The sequence below is a fragment of the Veillonella parvula genome, assembly GCF_032575955.1.
GTDB lineage: Bacteria > Bacillota > Negativicutes > Veillonellales > Veillonellaceae > Veillonella > Veillonella parvula_J.
In genome coordinates this window covers 425,445-441,782 of sequence record NZ_JAWFXN010000001.1, presented here as the reverse complement: position 1 = coordinate 441,782, position 16,338 = coordinate 425,445, and the positions used below count along the sequence as shown (strand labels likewise).

Annotated in this window: 15 protein-coding genes; all 15 read right to left on the bottom strand. The window is 37.6% G+C overall.

The window, feature by feature from the left end; all coding sequences use genetic code 11:
- Nucleotides 1-2: 2 nt before the first annotated feature.
- The 15 genes from E7L28_RS02050 to gatA all read right to left on the bottom strand — a co-directional run bounded on the left by E7L28_RS02050 (nucleotide 3) and on the right by gatA (nucleotide 16,328).
- Nucleotides 3-1,868 (bottom strand): ShlB/FhaC/HecB family hemolysin secretion/activation protein, encoded by a 1,866-nt coding sequence (locus E7L28_RS02050; protein ID WP_316692116.1) that lies wholly within the window; start codon nucleotides 1,866-1,868, stop codon nucleotides 3-5.
- A gap of 133 nt (nucleotides 1,869-2,001) precedes the next feature.
- Nucleotides 2,002-3,321: an amidohydrolase gene (locus E7L28_RS02045; protein WP_316711417.1), complete on the bottom strand. Its 1,320-nt coding sequence runs from the start codon at nucleotides 3,319-3,321 to the stop codon at nucleotides 2,002-2,004.
- 132 nt (nucleotides 3,322-3,453) lie between these two features.
- Nucleotides 3,454-3,915, bottom strand: coding sequence for a hypothetical protein (locus E7L28_RS02040; protein ID WP_038125372.1), 462 nt, complete (start codon nucleotides 3,913-3,915; stop codon nucleotides 3,454-3,456).
- On the bottom strand, nucleotides 3,908-4,711 hold the full coding sequence (locus E7L28_RS02035) for a DUF3100 domain-containing protein (protein WP_039964965.1): 804 nt from the start codon (nucleotides 4,709-4,711) through the stop codon (nucleotides 3,908-3,910). The genes E7L28_RS02040 and E7L28_RS02035 overlap by 8 nt, the downstream gene beginning before the upstream one ends.
- Before the next feature lie 96 nt (nucleotides 4,712-4,807).
- Nucleotides 4,808-5,329: a hypothetical protein gene (locus E7L28_RS02030; RefSeq protein WP_077708454.1), complete on the bottom strand. Its 522-nt coding sequence runs from the start codon at nucleotides 5,327-5,329 to the stop codon at nucleotides 4,808-4,810.
- Between the two features lie 64 nt (nucleotides 5,330-5,393).
- Entirely contained in the window at nucleotides 5,394-6,098 is a 705-nt protein-coding gene (gene recO / locus E7L28_RS02025) for a DNA repair protein RecO (RefSeq protein WP_077708455.1), read from the bottom strand.
- Nucleotides 6,085-7,416 (bottom strand): hemolysin family protein, encoded by a 1,332-nt coding sequence (locus E7L28_RS02020; protein ID WP_004695947.1) that lies wholly within the window; start codon nucleotides 7,414-7,416, stop codon nucleotides 6,085-6,087. Before E7L28_RS02020 ends, recO begins: the two co-directional genes overlap by 14 nt.
- A 54-nt stretch (nucleotides 7,417-7,470) precedes the next feature.
- Nucleotides 7,471-8,370: a GTPase Era gene (era, locus tag E7L28_RS02015; RefSeq protein WP_077708456.1), complete on the bottom strand. Its 900-nt coding sequence runs from the start codon at nucleotides 8,368-8,370 to the stop codon at nucleotides 7,471-7,473.
- Nucleotides 8,363-8,839, bottom strand: coding sequence for an rRNA maturation RNase YbeY (gene ybeY, locus E7L28_RS02010; RefSeq protein ID WP_021148196.1), 477 nt, complete (start codon nucleotides 8,837-8,839; stop codon nucleotides 8,363-8,365). Before ybeY ends, era begins: the two co-directional genes overlap by 8 nt.
- Nucleotides 8,840-8,841: 2 nt before the next feature.
- Nucleotides 8,842-9,855, bottom strand: a complete 1,014-nt coding sequence (locus tag E7L28_RS02005) for a PhoH family protein (protein ID WP_024061834.1) — start codon at nucleotides 9,853-9,855, stop codon at nucleotides 8,842-8,844.
- An 8-nt stretch (nucleotides 9,856-9,863) separates the two neighbouring features.
- Entirely contained in the window at nucleotides 9,864-10,829 is a 966-nt protein-coding gene (gene mnmL / locus E7L28_RS02000; protein WP_123137916.1) for a tRNA modification radical SAM protein MnmL/YtqA, read from the bottom strand.
- Between the two features lie 108 nt (nucleotides 10,830-10,937).
- Entirely contained in the window at nucleotides 10,938-12,776 is a 1,839-nt protein-coding gene (locus tag E7L28_RS01995; protein WP_123137915.1) for a B12-binding domain-containing radical SAM protein, read from the bottom strand.
- Between the two features lie 63 nt (nucleotides 12,777-12,839).
- Nucleotides 12,840-13,256: a DUF308 domain-containing protein gene (locus E7L28_RS01990; RefSeq protein ID WP_123137914.1), complete on the bottom strand. Its 417-nt coding sequence runs from the start codon at nucleotides 13,254-13,256 to the stop codon at nucleotides 12,840-12,842.
- A 166-nt stretch (nucleotides 13,257-13,422) separates the two neighbouring features.
- Nucleotides 13,423-14,871, bottom strand: a complete 1,449-nt coding sequence (gene gatB, locus E7L28_RS01985) for an Asp-tRNA(Asn)/Glu-tRNA(Gln) amidotransferase subunit GatB (protein WP_316711416.1) — start codon at nucleotides 14,869-14,871, stop codon at nucleotides 13,423-13,425.
- Entirely contained in the window at nucleotides 14,868-16,328 is a 1,461-nt protein-coding gene (gene gatA, locus E7L28_RS01980; protein WP_195394818.1) for an Asp-tRNA(Asn)/Glu-tRNA(Gln) amidotransferase subunit GatA, read from the bottom strand. The genes gatB and gatA overlap by 4 nt, the downstream gene beginning before the upstream one ends.
- Nucleotides 16,329-16,338 lie beyond the last annotated feature (10 nt).

Below are 16,338 nucleotides of genomic sequence, written 5' to 3'. Positions count from 1 at the left end.
TATTAGAACCGCACACCTGCTTGGAAACCTGCGGTTACAGAATCAGTTTTGTAACCACTTGGTTTATATAAAGGAGCCCCAACAAATACATCATAGAATAATCCAGATATAAATTGCCCTCTTATCCCAAGACTAGTACCAGCAATAAATTTTCCTGTAAATACCTCTGTACTTGGACCATATACGGCGCCAAAATCAATATTAGCATAAACACTTGATTTCCATTTAGGGATGTAACTAGCAACCTCATTACGCATATACCAGCCACTTTCAGCCATTAGTGTATTTTCACCATCAAATCCTTGTACAGTATATCGATTCCCAAGGCTAATCATATCTCTAGAGAATAAACGTTTATCCCCTAATGTCCATTGTCCATGGAAAGATGTAGTTATACTTGCTGGTCTATGTCCCCATATACGTGGAATTTGATAATCGACATCTAACAATAGTTGAGTATATCGAGTACTAGGCGCTCCATTACCATATTCTGGTTGCGAACCAAACCAACCAACCCCTTGTTTAATAGCTGCTCTAGAGTATAATGTATTTTTCTTTATGTATCTACGTTCTGATATACCTACTTCTAAAGAAGCTGTATTAGCACGTTGTACAGCAATTTCTACATCATTAATATAATTTTTAGCATTACGCTTGCTGATAATAATATCCCAACTACGCTTAGTCATTCGATCTCGATGAAATACATGATTCCACGAACCTCTTACAGTCTTTGCATGACTAGAACTAATAAATGGAGTAGCCATAGAATTAATCGTTTGATGATATTTCATATCACTATAGGAAATACTAAAGGTGTCCTTCCCTCTAGGTATTGAATAAGAAATAGTATGGTTTCGACTACCTTTTCGTTCACCATCTTGAGCAGCATCTCGATTAATACTTAAGTTTAATGAATCATTAGCATTAAATATCCTATCAACTCCAATTGCAGCCGTCCACTGCAGTTTACCAGTATCTTTTAGTCCAGAATCATCTATGGATATCATTCCATGAATTGGTGGTTTTTTAGTAGTTTCAAGTACAATATTCGTAGCTAACGGTTTTGTTCCTGGCTCAAGCTCAACAGACACATTTTGAGAACCAATCCGCTTCATTTGCTCTATCCCCTGTTCTATATTTCGAATATTAAGGATATCCCCTTCACGAATAGGAAATGCATTTTGCCATGGCAATGGTTGTGCATACGTTTTATATAAGACAGACTCTACGCGACCGAGTTGTAAATTAAATTGTAGATTACCTGAAGCTAATGATTGGGATGGAATACCAATCCGAGACGTGACGTATCCATGTTCTATAAGTGCAGTATTTAAGCTAGTAGATAATCTATTTACATCTTCAACTGTAAGTTTGCGATTTACAAATGGTTTAATTGTTTTACGTAGAAACGTAAACTCGTTAGGCACATCTAATTGTATCTTCTTTTTTTGTGCTTCATAATATAATGGACCTTTAATTAATCGTACACTTGCTGCAGAACTATTATCCACAAATGTTGTCTGATCCATAGTAGTATTTATCATATTACTATATGTTAATTCTGCAGACTGACTAATAGGTTCTTCAACAACACGGATATGAGATACCAAAAAAGATGGCTCTACATGTGCTGGCTGTTGTGCCGGTACTGTATAACCATCTTGTGATGTTAAAGAACCAGATGAAAAATCTATTCCACCTGTTTGTACTGTAATTCGTCCCTCTCCAAGCCGCGCCTCTCTCGCTAGTTGTTGTTCTCTCGCTCTATCTAGTTGTTCTTGAGTATCAATAGGTTTAGCACCCAAAATATGTATTGGTACCATACACACTAAACTTAGACAGAATAATAATTCTCTCTTTTTCATATTTCTCCTTTTGTAATAAAATGTAAACCTGCTTTATATTTTATTATGTTTTTATTTTGATAGTCAATAGAGAGTTTAAACTGTAAAACCACCTACCAAAGATAATCAATTCATCTTTGATAGGTGGTTTATTTTATTCACCCTTAGCAATACGATCTAAGAGTTCAATATAGCTTTGTTTGTTTAATGCTGGTGTAAAGTTATCTAATACGTCTTTAGCACCTACAGCATCATCGTACAGTAAGTCTACGATTGTCATAGCCAATGCTTGTGCTGTTTTGATGTATGCTACATCAGGTACAGAGATTTCATATTCCGCACTGTGTAGTACACCACTTATACAACCAACCCATGGATGGATGACCGGCATCAAGTGAGATACGTCCCCCATGTCTGTACTAGCTGTAATATGTGGGCCTTGGTAAACATTGGCTTCACCAAAGATAGGATTTGAATTTTCTCGCAATAGAGCATTCATACGTTCATCATTACGCATCGGCAAATAACCAGGTAAGTCCTTGATAACACATGTGGCCCCTACTGCATCGCCACCGGCTTTTAATGCTCTGTTCACACGATGGTTACCATCTACAATAGCTTCAATATTAGAGGCACGTACGTAACTTTCAACTTGGACATAATCAGGCACACTATTTACCAATGTGCCACCTTGATTAATGATTGGGTGGAATCTGAAATAATCGCTTTCTTTGAAAGTTTCACGAATGGAGTTAACCCCCATAACCCCCATCAAAGCAGCATTAAGAGCATTGATGCCTTCATGGGGTGCTTGAGCCGCATGAGCTACCTTACCGTGATATTCAATCAGTTTAGATACAAAACCATTAGAGGTACTACCAAGCCCCATTTCACCAGCTGGTGTTTTGGCTGTCTCCACATGCATTTGCATAGCCATATCAATATCGTCGAAAGCTCCTTCATAGATGAGCTGTTGCTTACCACCCATATACTTAAGCTTACCTTGCTCACGCAATTTATTGCGGTAATCAATTTCAATCATTTCCTCTGCCGGAACAGCAAATAATACAACATCGCCAGCTAATTCGTCCACCACAGCTTGTAAACCCATAGCGACAGCAAACATATTCGCAATTTGTACATTATGACCACAGCAATGGGCGGCCCCTGTTAAATCATCGGCACGAGGATGGCGAGGACAGAGAATGGCATCTAATTCCCCCACCATTGCAACCGTATATTTACTATCTCGACCTTTCATTCTACCTTTTACACCTGTCAATGCATGGCCAGTAGTATAAGAAATGCCAAGTTCATCAAACATAGCTTGAACCTTTTTAGAGGTTTTTACCTCTTTAAAACCCAATTCTGGTTCAGCCATAATAGATTCAGCCAATTCTCGTAAACGCGGTTGTGCATCAACAATAGCTTTACAAACACGTTGCTTTACTTCTTCCTTTGTCATACGGCTCATAATATCTCCTTTATAAAATCGACCGTATAAAATACGGTCGATCATGTCATCATGATGTATAGATATCTTCTAAAATATAATTCTATAATTATATCTTAACATAATTTAGACATCTAACATTATGATTTAGTATTAAATTAAACCTTCTAAATGAAGTACTAATTGGGCTAATGCTGTTGCACAGATGAAAGTACCTGCTGTTACAGCTAGTGCAACAGGAATAATGCGCCAAGACAATCGACGGAAAGCGCCTAGGTCTTTACCCAAGGATAAACCTGCATACGCAAGTACTGGTGTTGTTGTAGCAAGGAATGTAACTTGGCTAGTTTTAGCTATAATCCATTCTTGGCCAGGCATACCTGGTAATGATGCAATAACACCAACTAAAGATACCCAGAATACCATAGGTAATTTATTAGTATATGGCAAGTTAGAGATTAAAGCACCAATTGTAGCAAGAACTGCCAAGATAGCTACGCCAACTAAACTATCGCTAAATAGATGTTTACCATCCATTACGTTACCTACTGCAGTGATGATAGCAGCGATACAAATAACGATGACAAATTGTGTTAATTTTTCACTTTTACTCATGATTTGCTGCCTCCTCTGCTAAGTCTTGTTCACGGGTACGGCCTGTAAAGAAGTTGTATGTTTTCTCCATAACTGGTAACGAAACAAATAGGCCAAAGTATACGCCTAGAACGGTAGTCAACAAGTTTGCAGCCCCAGCAAGAGCCATAATTTGTTGTTCATAATCTGGATATACTGCAATGATTGGAGCTGTAGCTGCCGCCATCATACTAGCACTACCTACGCCAGCGCCCATAGCTAATGCCAATGGATGAAACCAACCAGATTGTGCCAACATGCCAGCCAATACGGAGGACCACATAGCACCGATAAGAACGCCACAGATGTACATGCCCATAACGCCACGACCCTCAGGAGAGCTAAAGCCAAATTTGTCGATAATAATTGCTACGTTCGGCTCACGGTCTACAGAGTAACAAGCACCTACTGCTTCTCGACGCATACCTACTAACAAAGCTATAGGTAAACCGAATACAATCGTACCAAAGAAATGACCAAACTCTTGTAATAACAATGCCCAGCCAGCACTTGTAAGAATACCAAGATTTGGACCAATACCAAGTCCTACTTTTACCATTAAGATCATAACGGCAATACCGATATAATCGGCAGATTTTTCCATCTGTTTAATCGTAAGAATTTTAAACTTAGGAATAGAAATTAATAAACCTAGAATCAATGTGTACAATAATGGCAACAATACAACAGGACCTAGTTTTTTTATGCCTATAAATTCAGCGACTACAGTTAGTACGAGCGCTAGAAAATGTATTTTGAGATTTCCCAAAAGCTGCATAATGACCTCCTGTAAAAATACATAATATAACATTGTTATATTATAAATAATTGTTATTAAAAGTGTCAATTACAGATGTACATTTGTCTATTTGAATTATTTTTTTCCAATAATATAGAGTCCCTGTTCAGCATCAACTACCTCAATAATAATATTTTCTATCATTGATGGTTTTACTTTATGAAACCTTTGTTCTTCTTCATCATAGTAAATGGCCCATTTAGACATACATGCCGGAATAGTGTCACTATCATAATCTTTCCCCCTCCAAATGGCATCATCTCTAAAATAACTTAGTCCATCTTTAACTAATTCTGTATCTAAACAAAATTCACCAGCTAAACTAACATGATTATCTAATAAAAGGTCTCTAACAATGATGGCTTCATATTCCCAACTTAGAAAACATAAGTATTCAAAGTATCTAAGTGCTATCTTGGAATCCCAACGATTGTTTAAAACCATGATTTGAAATAACTTATTTACTAACGCATAATCAGAAAATATATAATAGTCATTAGTTAAAAGGAAATTATATATTTGTTGAATTTCTTGTAAATCTAAAGTTTTATCTTTATTTATTTTGTCTATAGGCAACGAAGAAAATATTATATCCATATAGTACCTCATAATACATTTCAATAAAAGGCAGTTTGATGTCTCAAACTGCCTTTTACTGTCATTAAATTATGGAATTTAAAAATTTAACGCTTTGTAATGGTTTACCAATTTCTTGCTCACAGTAGGCAAATAGTAGTTTTTCAAGTTCCTTCCAAATTGTTTTGGGAAATTCTAAAGGCGTATCTTCACCCCACTGGTAAGCTAGAATCTGAGGTAATGTAGCTTTCACAGAACGAGAAATGCTAAGATTTGTAGTTTCCCGCACCTGCATCCAGAATGGCTCAATTCCGTCTTGATGGTTAAAAGCATTAGCACTAGGGACAACCCCTGCGAGAGATAATAGTTGCCATCCGAGCATTATCGTTCCCAATTGTACATTGCGACGTCGAATTTGCTTGGAATAGTTTACAACAGTATCAAAGACCTTGCGATCTACGTCATACATGGCAAATAACTCTTGAATGAGCTCACTCGCTACTGCTGCATAAGCAATATTATCGAGGTTTACATCTAAGGATTCCACCACATAGGAGCCATCAATTTGCGTAACATTTACATATTCCCCATCCGGTACAACTGTAATATACATGGCACTAAATGGACGTAAATAGGAGCTGTTGCGCATCGTCATCATTCGCTTATGTGGAATCGATGCTTTAATAAGTCCCAAGCTAGGCGTAATAAACGTAAATACGGAATACAACTTATACTTTTTTCGACTTATGACGATGGCTGGCGTATTAAAACCACCATTAAGCTTCTTCATTTTCTTCTTCCGTTGGTTCCTCTACTGGTATAGGTGTTACTTTAATGCGAGAGATACGATATCCTTGCATTTGAGTAACTTCAAAGGTGTAACCATGAGCATCCACCGTATCACCTACGATTGGTGTACGTTCTAATAAACCAAAGACATAGCCACCTATTGTATCAGAATCAGAATTATCAATTTCAATATTCATAATTTCTTCTACTTCGTCTACGAGGACCTTGCCATCAAACTCGAAGGAACCATCTGCATAGGACATCGTAGCTGGTAAATGCGGCTCATGCTCATCTTGTATGTCCCCAACCAACTCTTCGATAATATCTTCTAAGCCTACTAGACCAACCATGCCACCATATTCATCTACTACTACAGCTAGATATATACGGCGCGTTCTCATATATTGCAACAAGGTAGATAATTTCATTACCTCTGGAACAGTAAGAATGTCTCGTTTAATATTGCGCAAATCCTTACGGGCTTGATTAGGGCGTTCCATTAAATCTTTAATATGAACGAGTCCAATAATGTGATCCTTATCCTCTACACAGAGTGGATAACGTGTATGTACTTTAGAGCGGATAACCTTCATCGCTTCATCGTAACCATCTTCAACGAATACGCAGTCTACATCTTGACGAGGCACCATAACCTCTTTCGCCATGCGATCTACGAAGTTAAAAACATTATCGATTAACTCAGACTCTACTTGGTCCAGTTGCCCTTCCTCGTGGCTTCGAGAAATCATCATGCGAATTTCTTCTTCTGAGTACACAAGATCAAGCTCTGTTAAATATTTTGTTTTGTAAAAGCCTAAAATAACATTGGAGATTTTACTAGCAATCCAAATAAATGGATACACCAATTTACCTGCAGCCACGACGATACGGCTATAGGTATTTACGTATTTTGTAGGGAAGGATAAGCCCAATGCTTTAGGTACAATTTCACCGAAAATTAGGACGATTAAACTAATTAATAGTAATAGAATAATATCTAGTACCAAATGCATCCAAGTACTATGAATATTAAGAACCGCCACTATACGATCAACAATATTATCAAATACAAAAGTACCTGTGCCTGCAAGGGCCAAAATAAAGAATAGAATCAAAAACTGTGTAGTATTTAAAAAATACTCAGGATTTTGATAAAGCTTTAATAAAAATTCTCTATCCTTCTCCAAGAGGATGTCCATATCCTCTACATGTTCTTTACGAAGGCGTGCAAAGGAGAACTTTGCAACCACAAAAAAGTTAATTAAAAAAATACATAACAGACCAAACCCTATGGGTAACAGGCCATCTACACTATCCATCTTTATTCCTTTCATATGAATATGGAAACACTTATTTCTTTTTATTATATCAAATTATTTTCTATAACCAAGTTCAGATAACATACCAGATTTATTTCTCCAATCTTTTTTTACTTTAACCCAAAGGTCCAAGTACACCTTTGTAGCTAATAGCTTTTGAATATCTGCGCGCGCTTCAGCGCCAAGTTGTTTTAACAAAGCACCTTTTTTACCGATGATAATTCCCTTTTGAGAGTCTCTTTCACAGTAGATTGTAGCGCGGATATAGGTAGTACCATCATCACGTGTTTTCATTTCATCTACGTCTACAGCGATAGCATGAGGAATCTCATCTCGTGTAGCTAACAAGATTTTTTCACGAATGATATCGGAAATAATAAGGCGTTCCGGTTGATCCGTAATCATATCCTCCGGAAAATATTGTGGACCTTCCGGCAAGGTTTCCTCTAGAACCTTAAGAATTTCAGATAAGTTCTCTTTATCTTTTGCAGAAATAGGAATGACACCTGCAAAAGGATATGCATCTTGATAAGAAACGATTGCTTCTAAAAGCTCTTCTTTTTTGAGTGTATCAATTTTGTTGACTACCAAAAATACAGGAACCTTTACACGTTTCAATTGTTCAATAATAAAATTATCCCCAGGACCACGTTTTTCATTGCCTGCTACGACAAATAAAACGGCTTCCGTTTCTTTTAAGGACTCAATAGCAGCATCTACCATGAATTCGCCTAACTTGTGCTTAGGTTTATGCACACCAGGTGTATCCATAAATACGATTTGTTTGGATTCATCCGTATATACGCAGATGATACGGTTACGCGTTGTTTGAGCCTTATCGGATACGATAGCAATCTTATCGCCAATAAGAGCGTTGATTAAGGTAGATTTACCTACATTAGGGCGTCCTACAACGGCAACAAAGCCTGATTTAAAATGTTCGTTCTTATTCATTATATGGTGCATCCTCCCGCACATAACCCAAGTTACCTAGGATAAATTCTTCCTCTGTGCGCATCTCTTTTTTATCTTCGTCGTTCATATGGTCATAGCCTAAAATATGTAAGCAACTGTGAGTCGTTAAATATGCTAATTCCCGTTCAAAACTATGTCCATATTCAATAGCTTGTTCACGAGTACGCTCTAAGGAAATAATCATATCACCAAGTAAGTGATGTTCCTCTTTACTACCTTCGTAATCATCCCCTTCATTGAGGGCAAAGGACAATACATCCGTTGGTCTATCGATGCCTCGATATTCCTTATTAAGCTCGTGAATTTTAGCATTATTGCAGAGTAAAATACTCATTTCATCTTCTTCGAGGCCATATACGCGACTCACTTCATCGCAGACCTTGCGTATAACAGCCTCAATATTGGAATCCTCTTGAATTCCTTCATCATAGCTAATGTGTATATACATACTTATCCTTTCGCTACATTCTCTTTGGATACTGCGTTAGATTCTGTAGTCTCACCAGCTAACTTACGTTCGTGATATGCATCGTAAGCTTTTACAATGCGACCTACTAAATCGTGACGAACAACGTCTTGATCGCTAAAGTAAACCATATTAATACCAGGTACATGACGCAATACCTTTTCAGCCTCGCCGAGGCCAGACACAACACGTGGAGGTAAGTCAATTTGTGTCTTATCACCGTTGACTACCATTTTAGAGTTGTTGCCTAGACGAGTTAGGAACATTTTCATCTGTTCTGCCGTCGTATTTTGAGCCTCATCGAGAATGACGAAGGCATTTTCCAATGTACGGCCACGCATATACGCTAGTGGTGCTACCTCGATAGTACCACGTTCCATAAAACGTTGTACTTGCTCGATACCAAACATTTCATGTAATGCATCATAAAGAGGTCTTAAATAAGGATCAACCTTGTCTTGTAATTCACCAGGTAGGAAGCCTAACCGTTCACCTGCCTCTACAGCAGGGCGTGTCAAAATAATTTTATCTACATTGCGGTTTTTTAAATAGAATGCAGCTAAAGCTACTGCTAGGAATGTTTTACCTGTACCAGCAGGACCAATACCAAAAGTAATAGTATTTTTTCGGATACTATCTACATAGTATTTTTGACCTTCCGTTTTAGGCGTAATATTTTTACCACGCATATTAACGGATAAAGTATCCTCAAACATAGTATGTACGGCATCAGCTTTACCATTAGCCACAAGTTTAGCCGCAATACGCACTTGAGACTCAGTTATGGTACTACCTTCACGGTAAAGGAATACTAATTCTTCAAGGGTACGATAGAGAGCTTCTACTTGTTTTTCATCGCCCTTTATAACTACCGTATCACCTCGTGCCACTACATCTGCAGAGATGACTTCAAGCATCATATGCAGATATCGATTATGTTGACCTAGTATGGATTGTGCTAGGTCATATGTAGGAAATGTAAATACTTGTTCGCTCATACAACCTCCTAATCTATAAATTTACGAACTGCTTTACCATTTAGGTAATCACAGAGATCACCTTGATGAGCATCTAGTTCGTCTAGTTTATCATCAATTAAATCTTGTACGCGCCACCAACCCATAGACCAGTTTGTAAAAAGCGTATTATCTTCAGGTGCTCTCCCTACAAGACGCTGTAAAACAATGTCAGGATGTAAATGACGTACAAAATTAACAACCCGATCAGCATATTCTTCCGCACTAATTAGGGTAAACTGACCCTCTTGATACCACTTGGCCATCAATGTATTTTTTACAATATACAAAGCATGTAGTTTCACTTGATCAACACCGAGTGCAGATAAAATACGAGCCCCTTCGATTGTATCCTTCATTGTATCCCATGGTAAATTAACTATCATATGAGTAGTTATGTTAAATCCATATCGCTTAATCCGTAATACGGCATCAATAAACTGGGCTAAATCATGACCGCGATTAATTTTCTCTAATGTATCATAGTTAACCGTTTGAAGACCTAGCTCAATATAGATATCCTTATGAAAGCGATCCCTAATATCAGCTAATATCTCAAGATATTCATCGGCAATACAATCGGGTCTTGTTGCAATAGCAATGCCCACGGCTTTATCAATACAACCTTGTTCAATATAGCTTTTAAAATCATCAAGATTCAAGTAGGTATTACTAAAGTTTTGGTAATAAGGGATGAACTTCTTTGCTTTATATTTAGGGCCTATGTGAGCAATATTTTCCTCTAATTGCATGCGCACCGTCATCCAGGCAGGACGATTTTCGTATCCCGCGCCAATTTCACCACAAAAGGTACAGCCTCCAACACCAGCCGAACCATCTCTGTTAGGACAGGTCAAGGGTAGTGCTACAGGTAATTTATAAACCTTTTCCCCATATGTTTCTTTATAATATTTAGATACCATGCGGTATCGTTTTGATCTCGTTGTATCGGTCATAATACTCCTATTAAACTAACCAATCATCGCTTATTATGTAATATTTCAACTATCATAAATTCTCTAATCTTTTGATTATAAAAAATTAGATAAACTATTTTTATATTACTAACAAGCCTCTATTTCAGGACGTATAAAAGGTTTTACCTCTTTATTTACGTCGATTACAACTGTAAAAGGTACATTTGGTACATTCTTTATACCTAACACTTTAGCCGTATCTTCAGACATAGGCATTTCTACATATTGTTGACGAATTTTGCGCCACTCTTTAAATGTATAGTTAGGGATATACTGAGATGCAATTTCTTCATTGCGCCAAAATGCTTCCCCTTCTTGTAAAAGTTCTTTTGTCTGTTTTGGTAAACCTACGGCTTCACTGCGGACCTTACCACGATAGCTAACGAGTGTATCATATTGTAATAATTCGGCAGCTACTGTATCACCTTTAGACAAGAAAAAATTGTACAAGAACTCTATTTGATCTATATCTTTCAAATTAATCTTATGATTACCTGCATCGAGCCAAGCCTGTGTCATGTCACAAAAATAGGAAAAAGCATCTTTTTTTGTCTCCACTTTAGAAGGATCATACTTTTTCATAGGTGGTACATGATTAGTTTCTGTATCTTCCCCAGTTATAGATGTATCAGTATGTTCTTTTATAAGCTTACTACCAATATAGCCAAACACAGTTCTAAATCGTTCACTATTATAAAAGCGTTCAAAGACATCTTCAAAGTGTTTTAAGAAACGTATATCTCTATAAGGGAGCACGTGAGTACTTAATACCTCATATGGCGCTAAGGGATCACTAATATATTGATACTCCTCCATACGGCGTACACCAGAACCTTTTAACAGTTTTAAAAATCCAATTTGTAACGCATGTGGCTGTAAACTAAAAAGATCATTAAAGGATAATCCAAACCGCTGTTTATTCTCGTAAGGCAGGCCTACAATTAAATCCATGTGCACATGAGTTCGGCCTGCTTCAATAATAGGGCGAATAGCCTTTTGAATATACGGCCAATCATTATATCGATTAATAGCATCTAAGGTTTTCTTATGTGTACTTTGAACCCCTACCTCAATTTGAATACGGCCTGGTGGTGTTTCACAAAGAATATTTGTTTCCCATTCCGTCATTAGCTCTGGTTCCATTTCTAGATGGAAATTCGTCTCCGTATCGGCATCACGCATGAATTCCATCATAGGTCGATGATGATGTGGCGCACAGTTAAAAGTTCTATCAACAAATTTAACTTGTTTTACCTTATGATCGATAAACCACTGTAGTTCTTTAAAAGTTCTTTCCTGCGGAAAAAAGCGAACTGTATTTTTATTGCCAGATAAACAGTACTGACAAGAGAATGGGCACCCTCGAGAGGATTCATAGTAGATGATTTTATGTTCTAAATCTATCATATCCTCTTCTACATATGGGAATGGTATAGTACTCAGATCTTTTACCTCCACCGTATCAGTAGAGCCCAGGAGTCGGCCAGAAATGTGTCGACCACGTACGCCAGGAATCTGCTCTTCTAAGCCATCATTGCCAGCGATTAGTGCACTAATAAGTTGATAAAAAGCTTCTTCCCCCTCACCTTGTACGACATAGTCCACAGCAGCACAACGATTTAAGATTTCATCGGCTGTGAAAGACACCTCCGGCCCACCTAAAATAATTTTAATATCTGGTCGCACAGCTTTCACCATGTCTACTACATGTAAAGTCATCTCAATATTCCAGATATAGCAAGCAAAGCCCAATATATCTATATTGCGCTCTGTAATATCGCTAAGAATATGTAAAACAGGCATATTAATAGTATATTCTACTATATCGTATGCCTGTCCGTGAGCCTGCCCATACGCTTTGAGATAACGCAAAGCCAGAGAAGAATGTATAAATTTTGAGTTTAATGTGGATAAAACTACGTTCATAGGTCCCCTTTAAATCATCGAATGGCTCAGCCACCGTCTAGTCATAATATATGTATTATACCATTAAAAGAGACTAAATATAATAGAAATAATAGCACCCACTAAAATAACAACAGATGCGACAGTGAGAATGATACTGCCAAAGAATACAACAGCAGCCAAAATAATCCCTAAAACAATGAACAATATAATTCGACTAAGCCAGCTTGTACTATTAAAGCTATACACCTTAACTTTCGGTTCATATTGATTGTTTTCATCGTAATATTGTTGCTCGTCATTGATATTAGTTGGCGTTGAATCTACATGGACGGAATCGCCTACCTCTTCAATAGTTACACCATCAAATTCTCGTCTCTCATCGTCGGATAATACGCGTGTATTAGGTTCACCAGAATAAGTACTGCGACTATAAGTATCATCTGATTTACCATTTCTATATGTATTTTGATTATTGTTTATATTGTGTTGATCATTCATATGTATTTCCTTTATATGAACAAATACTAATTGATTTTATACAATTTATTATACCATATTTTACCATCATAATGGCAAATAGAAATCCCTTCAGATATAAAGCCATATATCTGAAGGGATTGTATTTTTATATATTGATTAATGTTAATATATGCTTACACGTAGATTAGTCATTTAAGAATTTTTTAAGTAATTCATTTACCATTCCCGGATTAGCTCGGCCTTTAGATTCCTTCATAACTTGACCAACTAAGAAGCCTATAGCCTTACCATTACCACTCTTGAAGTCTGCTACTGGTTGTGGATTATTAGCAATAACTTGCTTAACAATTTCTTCAATAGCACCAGTATCTGTGATTTGAACTAGACCTTCCTCTTTTACAATAGTATCAGCATCCTTGCCGGATTCCCACATGGATACGATAACTTTTTTCGCAATTTTGCCGGAAATTGTACCTTTATCGATAAAAGCAATCATACCAGCCAAGTTTTCAGGACTTACCTTGGATTCAGCAAATGTTAAACCACTTTCATTAATCATCTTGGACAAGTCACCAAGCATCCAGTTGGCCACAGTTTTAGGATCTGCACCTGCTTTAACAGTATCATCTAAGAAGTCTGCAGTCTTACGAGATACTGTGAGAATTGTAGCATCCTCACGAGACAAACCATATTCAGATACAAAGCGTGCAATTTTAGCATCTTGTAATTCTGGCAATGCACGGCGCACTTCTTCGATTTTTTCGTCTGTAATTACGATTGGTACCAAATCTGGTTCTGGGAAGTAACGGTAGTCGTTTTCTTCGTCTTTCTTACGCATACCAATAGTAATGCCTTGAGCATCATCCCAAGTACGTGTTTCTTGATCTACTTTGCCGCCAGCTTCGATTAACTTAGCTTGACGCAATGCTTCATATTCAACAACTTTTTGAATTGCAGTTAAAGAGTTAACATTTTTAGTTTCTGTACGTGTACCAAATTCTGTAGTGCCACGTAAACGTACGGATACGTTGCAGTCACCACGCAAAGAACCTTCTTCCATACGACCGTCAGATACTTCTAAATATTGTAAAATAGAACGTAATTTTTCAACGTATGCTCGCGCTTCTGCACCGGAACGAATATCTGGTTCAGATACGATTTCAAGAAGAGGTACACCCGTACGGTTGTAGTCAACATTAGAAGATTTAGAGTCGGAAATAGTATTACCACTATGAACGAGTTTACCTGCATCTTCTTCCATATGAATACGGGTAATACCAATGCGTTTAGTTTCACCATTAACCTCAATATCTAAATGACCATTTAGGCAAATTGGCAAATCATATTGAGATGTTTGATAGTTTTTAGGCAAATCAGGATAATAGTAGTTTTTACGGTCAAATTTGTTAAAGTTAAGGATTTCACAATTCAATGCTAAACCTACTTTGATAGCAAATTCTACTACTTGTTTATTTAACACAGGCATAGCACCAGGTAAACCTAGGCATACTGGGCATACATGTGTATTTTGATCGCCGCCGAATTCAGTGGTACAACCACAGAAGATTTTAGACTTAGTCTTAAGCTCTGTATGAACCTCTAAACCAACGACTGTTTCGTATTTACTACTCATAGAGAAACCTCCCCAGTTGGTGCTACTAATTGACAGTCTGGACGTGCTTGTTCAAATGTGAAAGCGGCACGTAACAATGTTTCTTCACCCATAGCAGGGCCGAGCAATTGCAAGCCAATTGGCAAATTGCTGCTGCTCATACCTGCTGGAATGCTAATACCTGGAATACCTGCAAGGTTTGCTGGTACTGTACAGATATCTTCTAAGTACATTGCCAATGGATCATTTGCTTTTTCACCAAATTTATAAGACGTATTAGGTGCAGTTGGTGTTAAGATCAAATCCACTTTGGAGAATGCTTCATCAAATTCATTTTTAATGAGGCGGCGAACTTTTAATGCTTTCAAATAGTAAGCATCATAGTAACCAGCACTCAATACATATGTACCTAACAAGATACGACGTTGTACTTCTGGACCAAAGCCTTCTGTACGAGTTTTAGTAGACATTTCTACTAAATTATCCGCCGGTACGCGCATACCATAGCTTACACCGTCATAACGAGCCAAGTTAGAGCTTGCCTCTGCTAATGCGATGATATAATACGCAGATAATGCATATTTAGAGTTAGGCAAGGAAACCTCAACGATTTCAGCACCTAATTTTTTATACGTTTCGATGGCCTCTTCCATAGCTTTGCGAACTTCGCTATTAAGACCTTCGCCAAAGAATTCTTTTGGCACACCGATTTTAAGATTTTGTACATCATTTACAAGAGCTGTAGTGTAATCTACGCGAGCCCCTGGAATCGATGTGGAATCTTTTGCATCGTAACCAGAAATAGCATTCAATACCAATGCAGCATCCGTTACATCCCGTGTAACAGGTCCGATTTGATCTAAAGAAGATGCAAAAGCAATAAGGCCGTAACGGGATACATTACCATAGGTTGGTTTTAAACCTACTACGCCACAGAAAGAGGCTGGTTGACGAATGGAGCCACCTGTATCAGAACCGAGAGCCCAAATTGCAGAACCACTAGAAACAGCAGCTGCACTACCACCAGAAGAACCACCCGGTACACAGTTAATATTCCATGGATTAGTCGTTTTTGCTAATGCAGAATTCTCTGTAGAACCGCCCATAGCAAATTCATCCATATTAAGTTTACCAAGGCTAATATAATGATTGTCTTGTAAGCGTTCGATAACAGACGCATTATATGGAGGCACAAAGTTTTCTAACATTTTAGACGCACAAGTTGCGGGTTCGTCTTTGATACAAATATTATCTTTAATTGCACCAGGAATACCAGCTAATGGAGAAATCGCTTCACCTTTAGCAATTGCTTCGTCTACAACCTTAGCTATAGTTAAAGCACGGTCATGAGAATCAGACAAGTACGCATGCACAGTCGGTTCCACTTTAGCTTTATGAGCAATAACAGCATTCGTCAATTCAACGGCACTGATTTCTTTATTCACAAGTTTTTTATGTAATTCATGAATTGTCGGCACAGCAAAATCT